This is a genomic window from Rhodomicrobium lacus (assembly GCF_003992725.1).
Classification (GTDB): Bacteria; Pseudomonadota; Alphaproteobacteria; order Rhizobiales; family Rhodomicrobiaceae; genus Rhodomicrobium; species Rhodomicrobium lacus.
In genome coordinates, this window is sequence record NZ_RZNF01000002.1 from 385,051 (window position 1) to 405,563 (window position 20,513).

The following is a 20,513-nucleotide window of genomic DNA, read 5'->3' on the forward strand; positions in this document are numbered from 1 at the left end:
ATTGACGACGCGAAAACCGCATGACCTTCGCTTTTACATTTCCAGGCCAGGGCAGTCAGACTGTCGGCATGGGCCAGAATCTGGCGCAGAACTTCGCTGTGGCTCGCGCCGTCTTCGATGAGGTCGACGAGGCGCTCGGAGAAAAGCTGTCCGCTCTCATGTGGGAAGGCCCCGAGGCGACGCTGACGCTCACCTTCAACGCGCAACCCGCGCTGATGGCCGTTTCGCTCGCCGCATTCGCCGTTCTGAAGGACGAGTACGGCTGGGAGGCGATCAAGCCCGTCTACGTCGCCGGGCATTCGCTCGGCGAATATTCCGCCCTCGCGGCCGCCGGCGTGTTTTCCGTCGCTGAAGCCGCGCGGCTTCTCAGGTTGCGCGGCACAGCGATGCAGGAAGCCGTGCCGCAAGGGCAGGGTGCGATGCTGGCGCTTCTGGGCGCCGAGATCGAACCCGCGAAGAAGCTCGCGGCCGCCGCTGCCGACGGCGAGGTTTCGCAGGTTGCGAACGACAACGCGCCCGGCCAGATCGTGATTTCAGGCACGAAGGCCGCGATGGATCGCGCCGCGAAGCTTGCGCCCGAATATGGCATTCGCCGCGCCGTTCCGCTGCCCGTCAGCGCGCCTTTCCATTGTGCGCTTATGAGCCCCGCAGCCGACCGCATGGCGACCGCGCTTGCGGCACTCGACCTGAAGGTTCCCGAAGTGCCGGTCGTGACGAACGTTACGGCGGCTCCCGTTTCCGACCCATCTCTGATAAGATCGCTTCTGGTCGAACAGGTCACAGGCGTTGTACGCTGGCGCGAATCGGTGGCGTACATGGTCGACCACGGTGTCGCCACGCTGTTCGAAATCGGCGCGGGCAAGGTTCTGACGGGGCTTGCGAAGCGTATCCGCAGCGAAGCGGATGCGCGTGCGGTGGGCACGGCGGACGACATCAAGTCCTTCGGCGACTGGTTGAAGGCGCGCGGCGAAGGCTGACGGCAAAGCGGGAATGGCCTCTATGTTCGATTTGACTGGGAAATTCGCGCTCGTCACCGGCGCATCTGGCGGCATCGGCGAAGCCGTGGCTGTCGCGCTGCATGCGCAAGGCGCCACGGTGGCGCTGTCGGGCACGCGTCGCGAGAAGCTCGACGAAGTTGCGGGCCGAATCGGCAGCCGCGTGCATGTGCTCCCGTGTGACCTCAAGGACCGCGCGCAGGTCGCCGCGCTTGTCGGCCAGGCGGAAGCCGCCATGGGCCAGCTCGACATTCTGGTAAACAACGCGGGCATCACCAAGGACAACCTGTTCATGCGCATGAAGGACGAGGAGTGGGACGACGTCATCGCCGTCAACCTCACGTCGTCCTTCATTCTTTGCCGCGCGGCGCTCCGCAACATGATGAAGAAGCGTTACGGCCGAATCGTCAACATCGCGTCCATCTCTGGCGTGATCGGCAATCCGGGGCAGGGGAATTATGCGGCGTCCAAGGCGGGCCTCGTCGGTATGACGAAGTCGCTCGCGCGCGAGGTCGCCTCGCGCAACATCACCGCCAACTGCATCGCTCCGGGCTTCATCGAGACGCCGATGACACACGCGCTGAATGAAAAACAGACGGAGGCGATTGCCGCCACGATCCCGGCCGGCGTGTTTGGCAAGCCGGAGGACATCGCCGCCGCTGTGGTGTTTCTGGCAAGCGGGGAAGCCCGCTATATTACCGGAGAAACGCTCCACATAAACGGTGGTATGGTCATGGTCTGAGACCGTGCCAATCACCCGGACAGAAAACTTCTAGGCGCGCAAGTTAAAGATAAGGTGGAAAGTGGGTGGCGATGCCCCAAAAAAGGGCTTCCCCCTCCAAAGCTTCAATGCTACCAGCCACCTCGCGCCCGGGTGCAGTCGAAGTCCGATGTGTTGCGGAATAGAAAGCTACTGTGCTTAATCGAAGTAAAGTTAGGCGCTTGATCACTTGGGGAACCGTGAGGAAAAAATGAGCGATATCTCGGACCGCGTTAAAAAAATCGTCATCGAACATCTTGGCGTCGAAGCCGACAAGGTCACTGAAAATGCCAGCTTCATCGACGATCTCGGCGCGGACAGCCTGGACACGGTCGAACTCGTGATGGCGTTCGAGGAAGAATTCGGTGTGGAAATCCCGGACGATGCCGCTGAGACGATCCAGACCGTCGGCGATGCCATCCGCTTCCTGGAAAGCCATTCCACGAAGGCCTAAGCGGCTCGCAAGAGCGGCGCATGGCGTCCACCGTCGCGGCGGAGGTTTCTGCCTCCAGCCGTTTGACGGTGAAGACGTAGTTTTGCGCGACAGCCTTGATCAGTAAATTCGGAGGGCAAGATGCGGCGGGTCGTTATCACTGGCATCGGGCTGGTTACGCCTGTGGGCACCGGGACGGATCACGCCTGGTCGAACATCCTCGCTGGCAAGAGCGGAGCGCGCCGGGTCACCGACTTCGAGGTTTCGGACCTCGCGTGCCAGATCGGCTGTTTCATTCCGCGCGGCACCGGCGCCGGGGAGTTCAACCCCGATGACTGGATGGAGCCGAAAGAACAGCGGAAGGTCGACGATTTCATCGTCTTCGCCATCTCCGCGGCCGATCAGGCGCTCGCCGACGCAGGCTGGGCGCCCAAGACCGAGGAAGAACAAACCAGCACCGGCGTCCTGATCGGTTCCGGCATCGGCGGCCTCCAGGGCATCGAAGTCGCGTCGAACGTCATTCGCGACAAGGGTCCGCGGCGCATCAGCCCGTTCTTCATTCCGGGCCGTCTCATCAATCTGGCGTCCGGCTACGTTTCCATAAAACATGGTCTCAAGGGACCGAACCACGCCGTGGTAACGGCCTGTTCGACCGGCGCGCACGCCATCGGCGATGCTTCGCGCCTTATCGCGCTCGGCGATGCCGACGTCATGGTCGCTGGCGGGACCGAGAGCCCGCTCTGCCGTCTGGCACTCGCGGGCTTCGCGGCCTGCAAGGCGCTCGCCACGGATTTCAACGACGATCCCGAACGCGCTTCGCGCCCCTACGACAGGGACCGCGACGGCTTCGTGATGGGCGAGGGCGCCGGCGTCGTCGTCCTTGAAGAATATGAGCACGCCAAGGCGCGCGGGGCGAAGATCTACGCCGAAATCATCGGCTACGGCCTGTCTGGCGACGCGTACCATATCACCGCCCCTTCGGAAGACGGCGACGGCGCCTATCGCTGCATGGCTGCCGCCCTCAAGCGCGCAGGCATCGGTGCGTCGGATATCGACTATATCAACGCTCACGGCACTTCCACGATGGCGGACGGGATCGAACTCGGCGCTGTCGAGCGCCTGCTCGGCAACCACGCCGCAAACGCCGCGATGTCGTCGACAAAGTCGATGACGGGGCACCTGCTCGGCGCGGCCGGGGCGGTGGAAGCGATCTTCTCGGCGCTGGCGATTCGCGATCAGGTTTGCCCGCCGACGATCAACCTCGACAATCCGTCCGTCGAGACCGCCATAGACCTCGTGCCGCACAAGGCGAAGGAAAAGCGTATCGATACGGTGTTGTCGAATTCCTTCGGATTTGGGGGCACCAACGCCAGCCTCATTCTGCGCCGCGTCGCCTGACGCGGCTGCGGCCGGGGGCGCGCCCCGCGCCTCGCCCGCTCGTCCGCGCATGCTTGTGGTCTTTCATGTCATCCCGCCTGTGTCGTTGAGGAACGCTCTACACTCTTTTGCCATAATACATTGCTGAATGAACCGTTGGGGTCACTGAGTAGTCGGATCACATGCCGAGCGACTTTTACAACGCGAATGGAAACAACCGCTACTCGAAGCAGAATGCCGCCTATCGCGGCCAGCGGGATTATTCCGTCCTGCCGCGAAGCCCGTCGGAAGCGCTAGAACCCGAGCGCGCGCCCGAGCCCCCCGAGGGCAGCCGGGGACGCCGGCAAAACCCTATCGTCGTCTTTCTGAATCGTCTTCTGACGCTCGTCCTCGTCCTTCTGATCGCCGTCGGCACGGTGTCCTACGTCGTGCGTCTGCAGTTCGACAAGCCCGGTCCGCTTGCCTATCCGACCGTGTTCGTCGTGCCGCGCGGAGAGGGCGTCAGCGCGATCGCCCGCCGCCTCGAACAGGACGGCATCATCAATGACCGATGGACGTTCTTCATCGCCTCGCGATATTTCAAGGTTCACGACAAGATCAAGGCAGGCGAATACAACATCAAGGCAGAGGCGAGTCTGCGTGACGTGCTCGACACGCTCGTCGAGGGAAAATCGATTCTCTACAGCGTTTCGATACCGGAAGGGCTGACGAGCTTTCAGGTTGTCGAACGGCTGAAGTCGAACCCGGATCTCGTTGGCGATATCCTTGAAATTCCCCCGGAAGGGAGCCTGCTTCCCGACACATACCGGTTTGCGCGCGGCACATCGCGCGACGAACTCATCCGGCGCATGCAGGGCGAGCAAAAGAAGTTCATCGAAGGGCTTTGGCCGACCCGGTCGCGCGAGCTGGCATTGACCACGCCCGAACAGGTCATCAACCTCGCGGCCATCGTGGAGAAGGAAGCGAGCAGGGCCGACGAGCGTCCGCGGGTGGCGGCCGTCTACCTGAACCGCCTGAAGAAGCGCATGCGTCTGGAGGCCGACCCGACCATCATCTACGGCGCCAGTGGCGGCAAGGGCACGCTCGGACGCCCGATCCTTAGAAGCGAGCTGGACGACGAGACGAACCCCTACAACACTTATCGCAACGCCGGGCTCCCGCCGACGCCGATCGCAAATCCGGGCCGCGCCGCCATCGAGGCCGTCCTGAAGCCTGCGAAGAGCGCGGATCTTTTCTTCGTCGCCGACGGCACGGGCGCGCATGTCTTCGCGGAGAATTACGGCGACCACCAAAGGAATGTCGCCCGCTGGCGCGTCATCGAACGAAATCAGCGCGAGGAGAGGACGGCCGACACGGCGGCCGATGCGGTGGCGCTCGACAAGCTTCAGGGCGTCGACATCCCTCTGCCGCAGCGCAATCCGAATCGCTGATCGCACCCGCGTCCCGCCAACGGAAGGCAGCGTCTTTATCGCCCGTTTGATGCGGCCCGCAGACCGCCTTGCGCCCGGAACCCCGTGCAAGCCGCATGCTCGACCTGCTTCGGGCCGCAGCGGGGCTTCGAGCATCCGGGCAAGGCGTTGCGGCGGGACAAGCGGCGTATCGAGAGGCCGGACGATCTTGCGCGCTGGCAAGACGTTAGGCGGGTCGGAAGACGCGGGCGCAGCCGCCGTCTTTCTCCCGAAAGTCATAACGTTCTGCTTTCAAAAAGGCCGAAGGCGCTCTAAATCGGTCTTGTGTTTCTTTGGAAAGTTCAACGTGAACAGCGATCCGATTGTGACGCCTGACCGGCGCGGCCTTTGTCTCATCCTCTCCTCGCCGTCCGGCGCGGGAAAGACCACGCTCGCGCGGCTTCTTCTCGCCGCCGATGGCGCGCTCGGGCATTCGGTGTCCGTCACCACGCGCCCGCCGCGGCCGCAGGAGGCGGACGGGGTGGACTATTATTTCGTTACGCGCGACCGTTTCGACGGCATGCGCGATGCGGGCGAGCTTCTCGAATGGGCCGAGGTCTTCGGCAATTTTTACGGAACGCCCGCAGAGCCGGTGAAGGCGGCGCTCGCGGAAGGGCGGGACATGCTTTTCGACGTCGATTGGCAGGGCGCGGCCTCCATCGCGGCGCTTCTGCCCGAAGATGCGGTTCGTGTGTTCATCCTGCCGCCGTCCGGCGAGGAACTTTCCCGGCGCATCCATTCGCGCGGGACGGATGCGCAACATGTCATCGAGGCTCGTCTGGAAGGCGCGGAAGCCGAAATCTCGCATTGGGGCGATTACGATTATGTGCTGGTGAACCGTGACGTGGAGGAGAGCCTTGCCGTCCTCAAGGGCATCGTCACCGCCGAGCGGCACCGGAGGCATCGGCAGATAGGCGTCAAGAAGCTGATCGCGCAACTCGCTCCACCGTCACGCACGCGCTGAGCCTGGAAATTCCGCGCCGGAGTTCGCGGCGATCGGCGTTTCCATCCAGAAATCTGTGCGGCGGCGCGCCAAACCCCGCAGGGGCCTAAGTTTCGCCACGAACGGGCCCAATGGCACAGGGGATCTCTTGTCAGGGGGCTTGTTTGTGGCTTCGCATTACGCTTCTCATTGCTTTGGCTTTCATCCCTCAGGGTTGCGCGCGGAAGGATCCCGCCGTTGACAGCCTGATCGGATCGGAGCCGCAGCGGCTTTCCTTCGGCCCGCCTCCGCAGGTGCTGCAAACTTTCATCGAGAAGATGAAGCTGTGCTGGTTTGGCGCTGGCGAGACGCTTGCCGGCTATCGCTACGAGGCTGGCGAGCGTTACCCCGGCGAAGACGCGCAAAGCCCGGAAGGCTATCCGAACGTCAAGCTGTTCGAGCCTGGCGATGGCCCGCCGCTCTTCGAGATCCAGTTCCACAAATACAACGACAACACGCTGATCGTGACGCGCAACTATGCGATGTCGACCGAACTCAGCACGAAGGTGAAGCGCGACATCCAGCTCTGGGCGCTTCAAGGGCGCGATTGCACAAGCTGAGGCGTGTCTTGTTTTGCCGCTCGCCACGGGACAGGCTGGCAAACCAGAATATCGCGATCCGATCGGAAAATTGGTCTCCACCCAAGTTTTGGGGCCTGCTCCAGTCAGGTCGATCAACCTGACCGGAGTCGCGCTGTCACCGGCGCCGGGTCTCAAAACTCGACGTCGAGTTCCTCGAAGTCTTCCGGCTCCGCCTTCGCCGCGGCAACCCATTCTTCCATCGCGGGCCAGACCATGATCGAGCGGCAGTAATCCGCCGACACGGAATCGAGCTTGACGTCATAGGTCAGAAAGCGCGTTGCCACCGGCGCATACATCGCATCCGCAAGGGAAAGCTCCCCGAACAGATACGGGCCGCCATAGGCCGCAAGGCATTCGCGCCAGATCGCGACGACGCGGTCGATGTCGGCCTGCGCGCCGTGGAACACCTTGAAACCGGGATAGTGCGCCTTGAGGTTCATCGGCAGCGCCGAGCGCAGATTGTAGAAGCCGGAATGCATTTCGCCCGCGACGGAGCGGCAATGCGCGCGCTTCTTCACATCCTTGGGAAGAATTGGCGAGTTCGGCTTAAGCTCCGCGAGATATTCCGCGATGGAAAGCGTGTCCCAGATCTTGGCGCCGTCATGCGAGAGGCACGGCACGAGGAAAGACGGCGAAAGCAGCAGAAGTTCGGCCCTCATCGATGGATCATCGATCGGCACGGCCACTTCCTCGAAATCGAGACCGGCGAGCTTGCAGAGGAGCCAGCCCCGGAGCGACCAGGAGGAGTAGTTCTTGTTGCTAATTGTAAGCTGCGCCTCCGCCATGGACCATAACCCTTGCTTGTGGTTCGAACCTTGCATCGCCATTTGGGCGTCTGTGTTGCCCGTAATTCCTGCGCCAGGTCAGAAATGCTGTATCAGGCCTATCAATTCTACACGAATGCGACGGCTCCCGCGCGCAGTTTTGCGCAGTTCGGGCTCAACGCGATTGCTCCTTTCGCCGCACAGTTGAACGGCAATGGCGGGACAATCCGGCACTATGCGGCGGCGTGCGAATTGATCTCGCGCTCCACGCTCACCCACACGCGGCCGCCTTACGGCATCAAGAGCGTCCGCGTCGACAACCGCGACGTGGCCGTGACCGAGGAGCCGCTGGCCAAAACGCCGTTCGGCACGCTGCTGCGCTTCAGGAAGGATATCGACGTTGCCCAGCCGCGCGTTCTTGTGGTCGCGCCGCTGTCGGGGCATTTCGCGACGCTCCTCAGGAACACGGTCGAGACGCTGCTTCAGGATCACGATGTGTGCATCACGGACTGGCACAATGCACGCGACATACCCTTGTCGGCGGGTCGGTTCGGCTTCGAGGACTACATCGACCACCTGATCCAGTGGTTGCGCGTCATCGGCCCCGGCGGGCACGTGGTCGCCGTGTGCCAGCCTTGCGTGCAGGTGCTCGCCGCCGTGGCGATCATGGCGCAATCGGGCGATCCGGCGAAGCCGCGCAGCATGACGCTGATGGCGGGCCCCATCGACACCCGCATCAATCCCACCAAGGTGAACGAACTCGCAACGGAAAAGCCGATCTCCTGGTTCGAAAGCAAGCTCATTTCGCGCGTGCCCTTCCCGCACCCGGGAGCGGGGCGGCGCGTCTATCCGGGCTTCGTGCAACTCACGGCGTTCATGTCGATGAACATGGAGCGGCACCGGAAAGCACATCTCGATCTGTTCAAGCATCTCGCGGAAGGCGAAATCGAGAAGGCGCAGTCGATCAAGACGTTCTACGACGAATATTTTGCCGTGCTCGATCTTACGGCCGAGTTCTACCTCGAAACTGTGTCCTGGGTGTTTCAGGAAGCGCGCCTCGCGAAGGGCGAACTCACGTGGCGCGGCGAAAAAGTCGACCCTCGCGCCATCCGGCGGACGATGCTTCTTACCGTGGAAGGCGAGCGCGACGACATCTGCGCCATCGGCCAGACTGCCGCCGCGCACGATCTCTGTACCGGCCTGCGCCCGCACATGAAGCGCCATCATCTCCAGGCGGGCGTAGGTCATTACGGCGTTTTCAGCGGGCGACGCTGGGAAAGCCAGGTCTACCCGCAAGTCAGAAACACAATCCTCGCGATGGATTGAGGATGTAAGCGCTCCGTTCGATGGCCTGCGCATGAACACGCCGGAAGGGCTTGCGGTCGCGCGCCAGGTTGCGCATTCTTCCCTCATGACAGCTGAAAACACAGACAAGATCGAGCCCGACGAGGCCGAAATCGAACGGCGCCGCAAAGAGGCGGCGAAACGTGCGCTGGCCGAAGCGGAGGCGCGCAGACAAGCGGCGGGCGAAGTGCTGTTGCCGCGAGAAATCGGCTCGCGCAAGGGCGGCCTCGAACCGACGCGCTTCGGCGACTGGGAAAAGAAGGGGATCGCGTCAGACTTCTGAGCGAGGTCAGGCCAGCGGCGCGGGCGAACCACTTTTTCGAAATATCTGCTTGGCCGACGGGCCGATGACGCCTAGCGGCTGCTGCTGGCGTGGCTTCCCAGATGCTTCAGCGGCTTGCGTCGCGTGCTGGGTTTTACCTGCCGCTGGGCTTCAAGATCGCCCGCCGCTTCCGACAGCTTCAACTGCTCGAACGCGTCGAGCGCCTCCTGCCGCGCGCGGTCGAGGCGTTTTTCAAGCTCGGCGATGGAAGACCGGAGATTGTCGCGCCGCGTCATGGCTGCGCGCGCGAAAGTTGGGTAGGCGAAGTGGTTCACGTCTGAAATCCCAGACGTCTGTTGCTCGATCTTGATCTGCTGCTCCAGATCGTTCGCCATGCGTGCGAAGTCCGCGATCATCAACTCCAGGTCGCTGACCTGCTGTCGCTTCTCCTCGTACTCGAACCGCTGGATTTGATTGGAATTAACTGTTTCCATCATACTCGTACGAGGCCCCGACTCCGGTTACGCTTCACTCGATGGGCTTTAACTTCCAGTTCCAGGCCAGTTTCCCGCAAAACCATTAACCAAGCGTGAAACGTCGCCTGTTTGCAACAGCGTTCGGCTTAGTAATTCCTAAAGGAATTGGCGGTTGGATCACGTGGCGAATTGCGTCACATTATGGGTGTCGTCGATTCGTCGTTGGGGGCACTTTTATTTGCGACGAGGCGAGGGCACAACCTCAGGCAGCGTTTCTGCCGGCAAGTTTCCGATTTATTCACGATCTCGGTCATATCCTTAAGCCTGCGCGCGAAATGATGCGTGGGACACTCGTCTGCGTAGTAAGCTTAAGTTTTCTTAACCTTTCATGCGTTAATGTCGGTTCTGAAGTTAAGCTTCACGGCGCGGAAAAGACCTTGAGTCTCGCGTCATTGCGGTATACACGTGTTGCTAGCGAGGGATTCCTTATGCGGGTGCTTCTCATCGAAGACGACAGCGCAACGGCTCAGAGCATTGAGCTCATGCTGCTGTCCGAGGGTTTCAACGTCTTCCAGACAGATCTTGGAGAGGAAGGCGTCGACCTCGGAAAAATCTACGATTATGATATAATTTTACTTGATCTGGGTCTGCCCGATATCAGCGGCTACGAGGTGTTGCGCGCGCTGCGCGTCAGCAAGATCAAGACGCCGATCCTGATCCTCTCCGGTTCGGGCGGTGTGGACGACAAGGTTCGTGGCCTCGGATTCGGCGCCGACGACTATCTGACGAAGCCGTTCCACAAGGACGAACTTGTCGCGCGCATTCACGCCATCGTGCGCCGTTCGAAAGGCCACGCACAGTCTGTCATCCAGACCGGAAGCCTCATCGTGAATCTCGACACGAAGACGGTCGAAGTCGATGGCGCTCGCGTGCACCTTACGAGCAAGGAATATCAGATGCTTGAGCTTCTGTCGCTCCGCAAGGGGACGACGCTCACGAAAGAGATGTTCCTCAATCACCTCTATGGCGGCATCGACGAGCCAGAGCTGAAGATCATCGACGTCTTCATCTGCAAGCTTCGCAAGAAGCTCGCGACGGCGAACACGGGCCAGCACTACATCGAAACCGTCTGGGGCCGCGGCTATGTGCTTCGCGACCCGAAGGAAGAGCAGGCCGCCGCGTAACTCCCGCGACGTTCATCTCGCTGGGGGGACCCGCAACCCCCCGCGTGAATCCCTTGACGTAAATTTGATCGCGTCGCGTTGAGTTTGTCGGCGTACGGGAAGCTTGGCGCGCAGCTTGGCGAGCCACCGCAAACGCCTGAAGAGCCTGTCGCGCCCTCATCGTGCGGCGACGCGAGCCTGAGTTTTAATAGCCAGGAAGTGGAAACTCGAAGCGGCTCTCCGATAAGACGCGCGGCAAAGATCGAGCGCGCACCTTGATTCCATCAAATCGCTCTTAGCGTGGTTCGAGCGTGAAAAGAATATCCTCGCCTTCCTTCAGCGCTGAAAGCTTGAGCGAAGCCTCCGTTGCGAGCCGCGTGGCGTAATAGGCGATGACGAGGCGATTGTCGATGGTGCGCGTGGTGTCTCCCGCGAATATCTCGGCGACACCTTCCGGCACGCGCGCGGCGCGGCCCCGGCACAGGATGATCAGCTTGAAGCGGCTGCGGCCGGCCTTCGTCTTGGACGCCGAGAGGCCCACATAATAGTCTCCGCCGGCCGGCAGCGCATTGATCGAAACGCCGAGCAACGCCATCAGCAGCCGCGCATGTTCCTTCTCGATCTCGGGAACGTTCGCCTGCCAATGGAGGCGGCGCTTGCCGTTTTCGAGATAGCGTCTGGCGACCTGTTCGATATGCGCGACAGGCACCAGCGCGCCGAGGCTCGACGAGACGCCGAACGCGAGGCGGTTGAAATCGAGCTGGGCCCATGCCGCCTTCGCGCTGTTCTGGATCAACTCAAGGGCGTAGAAACGCGTATCCTCGTCGTTTTCCTCTTCGAGGAGTTCGAGCCCGTTGTTGATCGCGCCGATCTGGCCTGCGAGGTCGTGGCATATCTTGCTCGATATCAGCGCGGCAAGGGCGGTGTCTTCGAGTCTCGAGTCGGTCACGATTCATTCCTCCAGCGGAAAGCACGCAGGTTGCATTCGCAATCGCACTTGTGGCAAGAGCCGCCATGGCGCTGCCGTACAGGCACCATGATTTGGCCTTGTCCTTCAACCTCTCATACTAAAAAAATGCGCCATACGGCACAAAGTTACGATAACGCGGGGCGAGTCTCTTGCTTCCCCTTCATCACGAAAGATACACCGTGAGCTTCGACGCGTCCGACATACGTGAACTCGGACTATGGGCGCTCCCTCTTGCACAGCGGGCGGGCGCCGTCATCATGGACATCTATAAGGCGAGTCCCGAGGTTCGCTACAAGGCCGACCGCTCTCCCGTTACGGACGCCGATGTCGCCTGCGAACATATAATCCTCAAGGCTCTTTCGAGGCTGGCCGGGGATATTCCGGTGGTTGCGGAAGAAGCGCTCTCGTGCGGCGCTCCACCGAGGATCGCAGATCGCTTCTTTCTCATCGATCCGGTTGACGGTACGAAAGAATTCATTCGCGCCAACGGGGAGTTCACGGTCAATATCGCGCTGGTGGAGAACCGCGCGCCCGTTTTCGGCCTCGTGTACGCTCCGGCCTTTTCGGATTGCTACGTGACGCTCGGGACTGACAGCGCGGTGCGCTTGAAGCTCGTGCCCGACCATAATCCCGAGCCGCGCCCCGCTTACGAATTCCAGCCGATTTCCGGCGAGCGGCCGCACTCGCGCGGCTTTACGGCCATCGTCAGCCGCTCGAATCAGACGCCCGCGACGGAGAGTTTTCTCCGGCGCATCGGCGACCCGCCTTGCCTGCGCATGGGCTCTTCGCTCAAGTTCGGGGTCGTCGCGCGGGGAGATGCCGACGTCTACCCACGCTTCGCGCCGACATCCGAATGGGACATCGCGGCAGGCCATGCTCTTGTGAACGCGGCTGGCGGATGCGTTCTGACCGAAACGGGCGAACCGCTCGATTACGGCAAGATCGACCGTAATTTTGCCAATCCCTCTTTTGTCGTCTGGCGGCGACGCGACGAAGCCGAGGCGATCCTTCAGGGGGCATAGGCCCACGCCGAAGCGTTCGACGTTTCCGAAACGGCGCGTGGTGCCGGATTCATCGGAGTTTCTCGCCTTCGCCTTATCCGCAAATTCTCGGACGCGGACCGATCCGGCAACCTGAGCCAAAATTCGGCCTCAAAAACACGACACCAGCGAAGATGTGCTGCGTAGGGGCGATTCTGCCTTTCGCGCTTTCCTTCGGTTGCGCCGGGCTTTGTGACGCTCCGGCTCTGCGGGTGAGCGCGGCCGATAGAGACCGCCAGCGGGTTCGCAGGCGATGCAACCGGATTTCATCATGACGCGCCACCGCAGGATTTCCCTTCTCGCATACGCCACCGTGGCCCTTCTCGGGCTTGCGGTCGCTCACGCGACCCGCGCCGAGGCTCAAGACTACCTTCCGCCGCAGCAATATCAGGGCGAACCGCCCCGCTCGCTGCGTCCGCCGCAGTCCCAGCAGCAGACGACGGCGACACAAGCGCAACCCAACGCATCGGTCCAGCAGGGCGGCGCGTATGCGGGGCAGGGCGGTGGCTCGGCGGCTCCTGCTCAGGGCAGCGCCTACACGGCCCAGAATTCCTATGTGCCTCCATCGAACGACAATCCGGGCTATGGCCAGCCTTACAGCGCGCCGCCACAGCAGCCGACCGCTCAATGGGGCGAGCGGGTTGACGGTCCCGGCGGCCCGCCGCCAGGCGAGCGCGCCACCTATTCATCGGGCGAAATCCTTGACGCCGGACATCGCTTCTTCGGCGGCGTCTCGGAAGGACTGGCGAAAGTCGTCGAGCATGCATTCCAGCGTTATGGCCGGCCAACCGGCTATATCCTCGGAGAGGACGCAGGCGGGGCGATCGTCGCCGGCCTTCGTTACGGGGAAGGCACGCTTCACACAAAAATGTACCCGACCCAGAAAGTCTACTGGCAGGGTCCGTCCATCGGCTACGACTTCGGCGCGGCGGGCTCGAAAACGCTAACCCTTGTCTACAACCTTACATATCCAGCGCAAATCTTCGAGCGCTTCGCCGGCGTGGACGGCTCGGCTTATCTCGTCGGCGGTGTCGGCATAACGTTTCAGCAACACGACGATGTCATTCTCGCGCCCATTCGCGCCGGCGTGGGGTTGCGTTTGGGGGCCAATGTCGGTTATCTCAAATACACGCCATCGCCGACCTGGAACCCGTTCTAGCCTCGTGATCTGAGGAACGACGCCCGGTCTTGAGGTTTTTGCAGTATTCCGCGCGGGATAACGGCGGGCAGGGGGCAAAGGAGCGAGGCAGCGCCTCGTTCGTCGCCTGGCGCCGTTGCAGGCTGCAAGGAGGGGAGCCCAGTTTCATGATCCAGGCAGTCATGCTGATCGCGCTGGGATTTCTGATCGCGAGCCTGATCGGGGTTTTGCTTGCGCCGTCACTTTGGGCGCGCGCGGCGCGCCTGTCGCGCAAGAAGCTCGAAAGCTCGCTTCCGCTCACCCTTTCGGAGATCGAAGCAGCGCAGGATCAGTTGCGCGCGTCCTATGCCGTCCGCATGCGCCGCCTCGAAACCGCGCTCGCCAGCGCGAAGCAGAAGGCCGCGAACCAGCTCGTTGACAATAGCCGGTTGCAGATGGAGATCGCGGGACTGAAGGACCGCATCGCCGAAATAGATCTCCAGCTTTCCGAACGCCGGAACGCGGCGGCGGTTCTCGAACAGCAGATCACGAAGCGGTTCCCCGAGCTGGATGGAGAAATCACGCGCGCCAAGATCGAGTTGCAGGAGCGCGGTTACGAGCTTCAGGATGTGACAAACCGGCTCGTGCGCCGCGAGGAGGAACTCGACGCAGCGAAACGCGAGGCCGCCTCCTATCAGGAGGAGTTGAGCCGCCTGCGCGAGGTGCTCGAACGGAGCAGCGGCGCCGACAAGGGCGGGCGCAGGCTCCGGCGAGCCTCTCAATGGACGCTCGAAGACTACAAGGCGGAATACGACCGCCTCAATCTCGAACTCTCGAAGCTTCGCCAGCAGCTTTCTCAGCTTCAGGACCGCGACGCTCAGCAGGTCGGTGTCATCAAGGGCGAATTGCAGAAGCTCGCCGAGCTGATCATGATTTCCGCGCAACCGCGCCCCGCTCCGCAGGCGACGCAACCTGAGTTGCAGGTCCGGCGCGCTGCGATCATGTCGGAACCGCGCCGTCATGGCGCTCACGCCAGGCCGAAGCCATTACCGCAGGGACGGCCCGCCTCGCTCACGGCGCGGTTGCGGCTCAACGGCGAGGCGTCGAACGGTGTTGCGCCGTCTGTTGCCTCCAGCGCTGCGCCCCCTTCCAAGACTCCGGCTGCCCCGGTTGCGTCGGGGGCCGACGAAAACACTGCGGCCCACCCCGTTGCGAAAGGTTTGGATCATCCCGCTCTGAACGGCTCCGGGCTGCCACAGGCGGCCTCGCTGTCCGGACGCGATGAGCGTGCTCCCGGCGAAGCTGCGGCGTCCCCCCAGCCCGTCGAAACGGCCCCGCGCCCGCCGCTCGTCAGGGAAGTGACCGTGGCGGACGGGCCGAAAGGCGAGGCGGTCATGCATGCCGACCGCCCGGAGATTGCGGGCGAACACGAAAACGCGGACGCGTCCGCGCAGCCACCCACCGGCGGTCAAGGTTCTGATGCCACTTCTGGAAATGCGGAAGAGCGAAAGCACAGCAAGGGTCTATCGGGCATCGAGTTCGACGACGCGGCGCTGACGCTTGCCGCGGTCACCGCTGTCAATGGCGTCGTTCGCGCGACGAGGCGCGAAGACTCCGACTCCCCGGAAACGGAGGATATGGAGTTCGTCGGCCCTCATTTCCGGTCTTCGGACAAGCCTGGCGGCAGAACTCTGGTGGAGCGCATGCGAGCGGCTTCGGAAGAGCCGGCCGAAGCGAAGGATTAGAGTGGCGAACTAGCCGCTCCGGAAACGTCCCGGAAAATGTGAAACGGTTTTCCGACAGGACGCACGGCAAGACGGGGAGCGGAACGCGCCTTTAGGTTCAAATCCGAGGCGGACATGCGCGCGGAGGATGCGCGCTCTTTCGCCGAGGCTCAACTCGCTGTGGACAGGATCCAGCGCTCCGTTCCTTCGAGGCCGACGGCCGTAAGTCTGTTGGACTTGAACGCGTAGGTGTCCACTCCGATGCGGTTCGGCAAAAGCTGCGGCTCGCGAGCCGGCGTGTGCCCGTGCACGACAACGGCGCCGAAATCCGCGTCCGAGGTGAGAAACGGATCTCGAATCCAGAGCATGTCTTCCTCGCGCTGCATGTCGAGCGGCACCCCGGGGCGCACGCCTCCGTGCACGAAGAAATACCCGCCAACCCGAAAGCATGGCTTCAGGTTGCGATAGAAGCGAAGATGGCTCGCCGGCAGTGCCTCGCGAAAGCGGAGGGAGGCTTCCTGAAGGCCGGTCGGGGTGCCGAGAGTCGCGAATTTCACCAGATCGGGATCGATGCCATAGGAGAGGAGCGCTGCATCGCCTCCGTTCTTGAGCCAGAAATTGTCCGGCGTGGCATCGTAAAGAAAGGACATCAGCAGGGCCTCGTGATTGCCCTTGACGAAGACGGGCGAAAGATCCGCACCCAGATCGCCGAGCAACGCATCCACGACCTCTCTTGAAGACGGGCCGCGATCCACATAATCGCCGAGAAACACGATCAAAGCGGGCAGCACGCCGCGCTCGCGCTGGTCGGCATCGACGAGATCGAGCATGATTTCGAGGAGGTCGAGGCGGCCGTGAATATCCCCAACGGCATAAACGCGCAGTCCGTCGGGCACGCTCGCGGCAAACCTGCCGCTATCTGTTAGTCGCAAGCGAAGTCTCCTTGCAATACCGCGCCAAAGCGCGATACTCCTGCGCCCAGGCAGGGCAAACCGCCAGCATTATGGCACAGTTTCGCCGCTTTTCTCACTCAGTCATCATGAAGGTGGAGCGGTCGATTTTCATGCCGCTGGCAGATCATAGTTGTTCCCGTTCAGGTTGTCCTTCAAGGCCGTCAGGTTTTGATGGGCGATCATCACGTACAAGAGGATCAGGGATGGTGCTCAGGCTTCTAGCGACAAGCCTTCTCATCTTGTTTTTTGAGAGCGGCACCGTTCTGGCGCAGGCTCCGGCGCGCCCTAATACTCCTCCTCCGCAGGCTGCTGCCGCGCCCCAACCTCAGAAATCGGGCTCGGCGGGCGCGGTCGGCATCGTGACAGGCGATGTGGAGAGCACGGGGATCAGGATGGCAAGCGACCTTGCCCGCCTCCTCGACAGCGACTCCGATCTGCGCATCATTCCGATTGCCGGGAAAAGTTCGGTACAGAATATCAGCGATTTGCTCTCGCTTCGCGCGATCGATGCCGCCATCGTCCAGTCGGACGTGCTGTCCTACTTCCTGAAGACGGGCAGGCAGCCGAATGTCCAGACGCGCATGCTCTACGTGGCAAAGCTCCATTCCGAGGAGTTTCACGTTCTCGCGCGTATGCAATTCACCTGCCTTCAGGACTTGAACGAGCGCCGGGTCAACTTCGGCCCGCGCGAAAGCGGCAGCGCGATTACCGCCGAGGCGGTGTTTGAAGCGGCGGGTATTCGTCCGGATGTGCTCTATCTTGAGCATGAAGATGCAATCGAGAAGTTGAAGAAGGGCGAAATCGACGCGCTGGTGTCGGTCAGCGGCAAGCCATCGCGCGCTTTCGACCGGATCAGCCACCGTGATCGCGTTCATTTCCTTGATGTGGAATACTCGTCGAACCTCCAGCAAAGCTATCTTCCTGCCATTATTACGAGGGACGACTATCCGGAACTTGTGGCGCCGAACGAAAGCGTAGCGACAATCGGCGTTTCGACGGTGTTGTTCGTTCACAACTGGCACCCGCAGTCGGAACGCTTCCGCAATGTTTCCCGCTTCACCGAGAAGTTCCTTACGAACTTCGAGACGCTGAAGGGGGGTACGTTCAATCCCAAGTGGCGCGAGGTCAACATTCGTGCGCCGCTCAAGGGCTGGACGCGCTTCCAGCCGGCCGAACGGTGGCTTGTCGCCAATGCGGCGGCGAAGGCGCAGACGGTGACCTCTCCGCAAGCAGCGGCTCAGTTGAAGACGATGCTGCAGAAGTTTGTGGAGAGCCAGCGCGGCAGTGGAGCGGACGAAGAAGAGCTATTTAATCAGTTTGTTCGGTGGTATCAGCAACAGGGCACGCAGCCCACACCACCGCGCCAGCAATGATGAGCGGCCCGAACGGGACTTTTAGGCGGGATATCCCGACAGGAGCAGATCATGCCGGAAACAGGCAAGCTCGAAGAGCGCAACGAGACGGCTCACGAGACGCTTGAGCCCCTCGTCGAGACGAATGACGAGACGGTGACTGAAGCGTCGGGCGTGCCGTCGGCGAACGAGACGGTCGAAGACGCAGACATCGCAGCCTCTGAAGACGGGGCCGAGTTGGCGCTCAAGCCGGTTGACACTCCGCCTGTTTTCGCGCTGCTCGGCGATGCGTTGGAGATCCCGCCCGAGGGGCAGGGAGAGGCTGAGGCTCCGTCGCCTTCAGAGGCTTCGACGAATGAGGCGAAGGCCGCAGAAGAAGCAGCGCCCGCAGCCGAGGCGCCCGATTCGTTTGCTGCCGTCGCCGAAGCGATCGCCAAGGACGACGCGTTGAAAGAGCGCGACGAACCTGCTGAGGCTCCCAACGAGCCCCAGCCGCTCGATCGGTCGGTCATCGAAACCGCAGAAGCTTCGACACAAATTCAGACGGAAGAGGGGTCGGGCGAGTTTCCGCCGGATCTTGCCGACTGGGACGGAATCGACGACTTCGCCGACAGCGTGGTTACCGGGCTCGAACAGGCGGGAATTTCGGTCGAACCTGACGCTGCCGCACCCCGGTTCGCCGAGCGGGCGGCAGCCGAGCCGGCCCTCCCCGAACACGAAGAGGCCTTTTTCGCGGGATGGGGTGTTCATACGGACGACCTCGAAGGCCGCGTGGCGCAGGTTGACGAGCCGGAGAACATCGAGGCACACGCGACCGCTGCGGACCATTCGACCGACGAGTCGGCGCAGGAATATCAGTCGCTCTCCGAAATCGGGCTTGCTTCGGCTGCTTTGGCCGCCTCGGACCTTCCGAGCACCCATCCCGAAATCGCCGAAAAGCATGACGAACTCGCCGACGCTGTGCAGTCGGCGCTCGAAAGCATCTATGGCGGGACGGCGCCGTTCGCCCAATCCGGCGGCCCGGCTTTCGGCTTCACCGGCACGGGCCGCGCAACCGCGCCCGAAGGCAAGCCGGAAGAGGCGTCTTCCACAGCCGGCGCTGAGGGGTCGCTTTCTCCGCAGGACGTCATCCTCAGCTATTTCGATTATGGAGCGAAAAAACAGGCATCTCGACCGGCCGCTGAAACGGTATTCAGCGCGGCGTCGAAGCCGTCGCGGCCCGCCGCGGATGCCTACAAGCCGGAACCCAGGGCCTACCGTCCAGACCCGGAACCTTCCGTTGCTCCGCAATGGGCGCCCCCGCAGGGCTCGCTCTACCACGGTACGCCGTCATATCCCGTTCCCGCCGGTGTCGTCGCACCGCCCCCGCCAGCCGCCGCACAAAGCAGCAGCAGGGTTCTCGGCGCGGCTGCTATCGGTCTTGTCGGCGGCATCGCCATCGCGGCATCGCTCGCGGTCTTCGTTATCAATGCCTACGGACCGCAACTCGCTAAGACCGCCACAGCAGCGCGCGCGCCCGACGCGCCCGAACCGGGATACGGACCGCGGATCCGATTCGACACCGAAGACCAGCAGCCTGGAGGCGCCGTGGAAACGCGCGCGCCGGCGGAACCGGCCCGCATAGCGGTCGCGGACGCGTCCGTGATACCGGGGCAACCGTCGCCGCTCTCCATATCGGTGAGGCCCGAACGATTGCGCGAGCCGGCGCTCGTCAGCATAACCGGCCTGCCTTCCGGAGCGCGCCTCAACGCAGGCGTGGACGCAGGTGGTGGAAACTGGCTGTTGCCGCCGAACCGCCTGAACGGTCTCACCATCAATCTGCCGCAGAACGCCCCCGAAACCGTCGCGCTTGCCGTCGAACTCGTGGACGCAAAGGCGCGCACGCCGCTGTCCGACCGCCAGGAATTCGCCGTCCGCATCGGAGCGCCGAAGATCGCTGCCGCGCAGGAAGCCGACCGCTTCGCGGCTACGGTAAGCAGCATGGCGATGTCCGAGATCACGGCGGCTCCCGAGGCGCCGAAGGCGCCCTCGTTCAGCACGCAAACCGTTTCGGCCCAGCCGGCACAGCGCCGCGCTCCCGTCGCTGCCCCTGCTCAACCCGCTGCGTCCGCCCTCTCCGCTCAGGCCGCGCCAGAGCCCGTCTCCGAGCCGGAGAAGCCGGTTGCGGTCGCGGCCCCGGCGCCGATCAGGCAGGCGGCGCTCGCACCTCAGCCGCAGCCCGAGCCGGAGCGCTCCATATCCCGAAGCGCAACCTCTGTTACGGAGATCGAGGATCTTATCCGCGAGGGCAACAAGCGCATGCGCGAAGGCGACATCCTTCAGGCCCGGCAGTTCTACCAGAAGGCTGTGACCTCGGGCGACCCGGAGGCGGCGCTCGCCATGGGACGTTCATACGATCCGATCTATTTCGCGCGCATCGAAAAGAAAAACGCGGAGCCCGACGCAGCCAGAGCTTTCGACTGGTATCGCAAGGCCATGGACGGCGGCGCGGTGCAGACCGCAAAGGTCAGGATCGAGAACCTCAAACACTTCCTGAACGAGTAAATCGCATGACCGGCGACAGGGACGCGCGTCTGACGGCGCTTGAGGAAACCGTCGCGCATCAGGCCCGCGCGCTCGACGAGATGTCCGACCAGATGGCGCGCCAATGGCGGCTTATCGATTCGCTCAAGGGGAAGCTGGAGCGCCTGACCGAGCGGTTTCAGGCGGTAGAAGAGCAGACGCTCGGAGTCCCGCCCATCACGAGGCCGCCGCATTACTGAGTCGCCTGCC

General features: G+C 62.6%; 20 protein-coding genes. 16 read left to right on the plus strand and 4 right to left on the minus strand.

Annotated features, from left to right (window positions below; translation table 11 throughout):
* Positions 1–20 precede the first annotated feature (20 nt).
* From fabD to EK416_RS02560, 7 genes are all read left to right on the plus strand, one after another.
* Entirely contained in the window at positions 21–977 is a 957-nt protein-coding gene (gene fabD / locus EK416_RS02530; protein ID WP_127075910.1) for an ACP S-malonyltransferase, read from the plus strand.
* A gap of 22 nt (positions 978–999) precedes the next feature.
* Positions 1,000–1,737, plus strand: coding sequence for a 3-oxoacyl-[acyl-carrier-protein] reductase (fabG, locus tag EK416_RS02535; RefSeq protein WP_127075911.1), 738 nt, complete (start codon positions 1,000–1,002; stop codon positions 1,735–1,737).
* A 229-nt stretch (positions 1,738–1,966) separates the two neighbouring features.
* Positions 1,967–2,209, plus strand: coding sequence for an acyl carrier protein (locus tag EK416_RS02540; protein WP_013418615.1), 243 nt, complete (start codon positions 1,967–1,969; stop codon positions 2,207–2,209).
* 120 nt (positions 2,210–2,329) lie between these two features.
* Positions 2,330–3,586: a beta-ketoacyl-ACP synthase II gene (gene fabF, locus EK416_RS02545; protein WP_127075912.1), complete on the plus strand. Its 1,257-nt coding sequence runs from the start codon at positions 2,330–2,332 to the stop codon at positions 3,584–3,586.
* A 161-nt stretch (positions 3,587–3,747) separates the two neighbouring features.
* On the plus strand, positions 3,748–4,995 hold the full coding sequence (gene mltG, locus EK416_RS02550) for an endolytic transglycosylase MltG (protein WP_127075913.1): 1,248 nt from the start codon (positions 3,748–3,750) through the stop codon (positions 4,993–4,995).
* Positions 4,996–5,320: 325 nt separating this feature from the next.
* Positions 5,321–5,977 carry a guanylate kinase gene (gmk, locus tag EK416_RS02555; RefSeq protein ID WP_127075914.1) on the plus strand — a complete coding sequence of 219 codons (657 nt, stop codon included), beginning with the start codon at positions 5,321–5,323 and terminating at the stop codon, positions 5,975–5,977.
* A 143-nt stretch (positions 5,978–6,120) separates the two neighbouring features.
* The gene (locus EK416_RS02560) at positions 6,121–6,555 is read left to right on the plus strand and encodes a hypothetical protein (RefSeq protein ID WP_127075915.1); all 435 of its coding nucleotides are present in this window, start codon (positions 6,121–6,123) and stop codon (positions 6,553–6,555) included.
* A 152-nt stretch (positions 6,556–6,707) separates the two neighbouring features.
* Here EK416_RS02560 and EK416_RS02565 read toward each other — a convergent pair whose 3' ends face one another.
* Positions 6,708–7,361, minus strand: a complete 654-nt coding sequence (locus tag EK416_RS02565) for a glutathione S-transferase family protein (RefSeq protein WP_127075916.1) — start codon at positions 7,359–7,361, stop codon at positions 6,708–6,710.
* Positions 7,362–7,445: 84 nt separating this feature from the next.
* Here EK416_RS02565 and EK416_RS02570 point away from each other — a divergent pair, with 84 nt between their 5' ends.
* A complete protein-coding gene (locus EK416_RS02570) occupies positions 7,446–8,666 on the plus strand; it encodes a polyhydroxyalkanoate depolymerase (RefSeq protein WP_127075917.1) in 1,221 nt (406 codons plus the stop codon).
* A gap of 85 nt (positions 8,667–8,751) precedes the next feature.
* The gene (locus tag EK416_RS02575) at positions 8,752–8,967 is read left to right on the plus strand and encodes a DUF1674 domain-containing protein (RefSeq protein ID WP_127076343.1); all 216 of its coding nucleotides are present in this window, start codon (positions 8,752–8,754) and stop codon (positions 8,965–8,967) included.
* A 71-nt stretch (positions 8,968–9,038) separates the two neighbouring features.
* On the opposite strand, the gene EK416_RS02580 is transcribed toward EK416_RS02575, so the two are convergent.
* Positions 9,039–9,443 (minus strand): flagellar export protein FliJ, encoded by a 405-nt coding sequence (locus EK416_RS02580; protein ID WP_245433914.1) that lies wholly within the window; start codon positions 9,441–9,443, stop codon positions 9,039–9,041.
* A 467-nt stretch (positions 9,444–9,910) separates the two neighbouring features.
* On the opposite strand from EK416_RS02580, the gene ctrA reads away from it, so the two are divergent.
* The gene (ctrA, locus tag EK416_RS02585; RefSeq protein ID WP_127075918.1) at positions 9,911–10,606 is read left to right on the plus strand and encodes a response regulator transcription factor CtrA; all 696 of its coding nucleotides are present in this window, start codon (positions 9,911–9,913) and stop codon (positions 10,604–10,606) included.
* A gap of 274 nt (positions 10,607–10,880) precedes the next feature.
* On the opposite strand, the gene EK416_RS02590 is transcribed toward ctrA, so the two are convergent.
* A complete protein-coding gene (locus EK416_RS02590) occupies positions 10,881–11,534 on the minus strand; it encodes a histidine phosphotransferase family protein (RefSeq protein WP_164729821.1) in 654 nt (217 codons plus the stop codon).
* A 200-nt stretch (positions 11,535–11,734) separates the two neighbouring features.
* Here EK416_RS02590 and cysQ point away from each other — a divergent pair, with 200 nt between their 5' ends.
* From cysQ to EK416_RS02605, 3 genes are all read left to right on the plus strand, one after another.
* On the plus strand, positions 11,735–12,577 hold the full coding sequence (gene cysQ / locus EK416_RS02595) for a 3'(2'),5'-bisphosphate nucleotidase CysQ (protein ID WP_245433915.1): 843 nt from the start codon (positions 11,735–11,737) through the stop codon (positions 12,575–12,577).
* Positions 12,578–12,866: 289 nt separating this feature from the next.
* Positions 12,867–13,754 carry a DUF1134 domain-containing protein gene (locus tag EK416_RS02600; protein WP_127075920.1) on the plus strand — a complete coding sequence of 296 codons (888 nt, stop codon included), beginning with the start codon at positions 12,867–12,869 and terminating at the stop codon, positions 13,752–13,754.
* Positions 13,755–13,900: 146 nt separating this feature from the next.
* The gene (locus EK416_RS02605; protein WP_127075921.1) at positions 13,901–15,457 is read left to right on the plus strand and encodes a hypothetical protein; all 1,557 of its coding nucleotides are present in this window, start codon (positions 13,901–13,903) and stop codon (positions 15,455–15,457) included.
* Between the two features lie 149 nt (positions 15,458–15,606).
* On the opposite strand, the gene EK416_RS02610 is transcribed toward EK416_RS02605, so the two are convergent.
* Positions 15,607–16,368, minus strand: coding sequence for a metallophosphoesterase family protein (locus EK416_RS02610; RefSeq protein ID WP_127075922.1), 762 nt, complete (start codon positions 16,366–16,368; stop codon positions 15,607–15,609).
* 11 nt (positions 16,369–16,379) lie between these two features.
* On the opposite strand from EK416_RS02610, the gene EK416_RS02615 reads away from it, so the two are divergent.
* From EK416_RS02615 to EK416_RS02625, 3 genes are read left to right on the plus strand one after another with little or no spacing between them, the layout of a single operon-like run.
* Complete coding sequence (locus tag EK416_RS02615) at positions 16,380–17,762, plus strand: TAXI family TRAP transporter solute-binding subunit (RefSeq protein WP_127075923.1); 1,383 nt, start codon at positions 16,380–16,382, stop codon at positions 17,760–17,762.
* A 51-nt stretch (positions 17,763–17,813) separates the two neighbouring features.
* Positions 17,814–20,285 (plus strand): SEL1-like repeat protein, encoded by a 2,472-nt coding sequence (locus EK416_RS02620; protein WP_127075924.1) that lies wholly within the window; start codon positions 17,814–17,816, stop codon positions 20,283–20,285.
* A gap of 5 nt (positions 20,286–20,290) precedes the next feature.
* Entirely contained in the window at positions 20,291–20,503 is a 213-nt protein-coding gene (locus EK416_RS02625) for a SlyX family protein (protein ID WP_127075925.1), read from the plus strand.
* Positions 20,504–20,513: the final 10 nt, after the last annotated feature.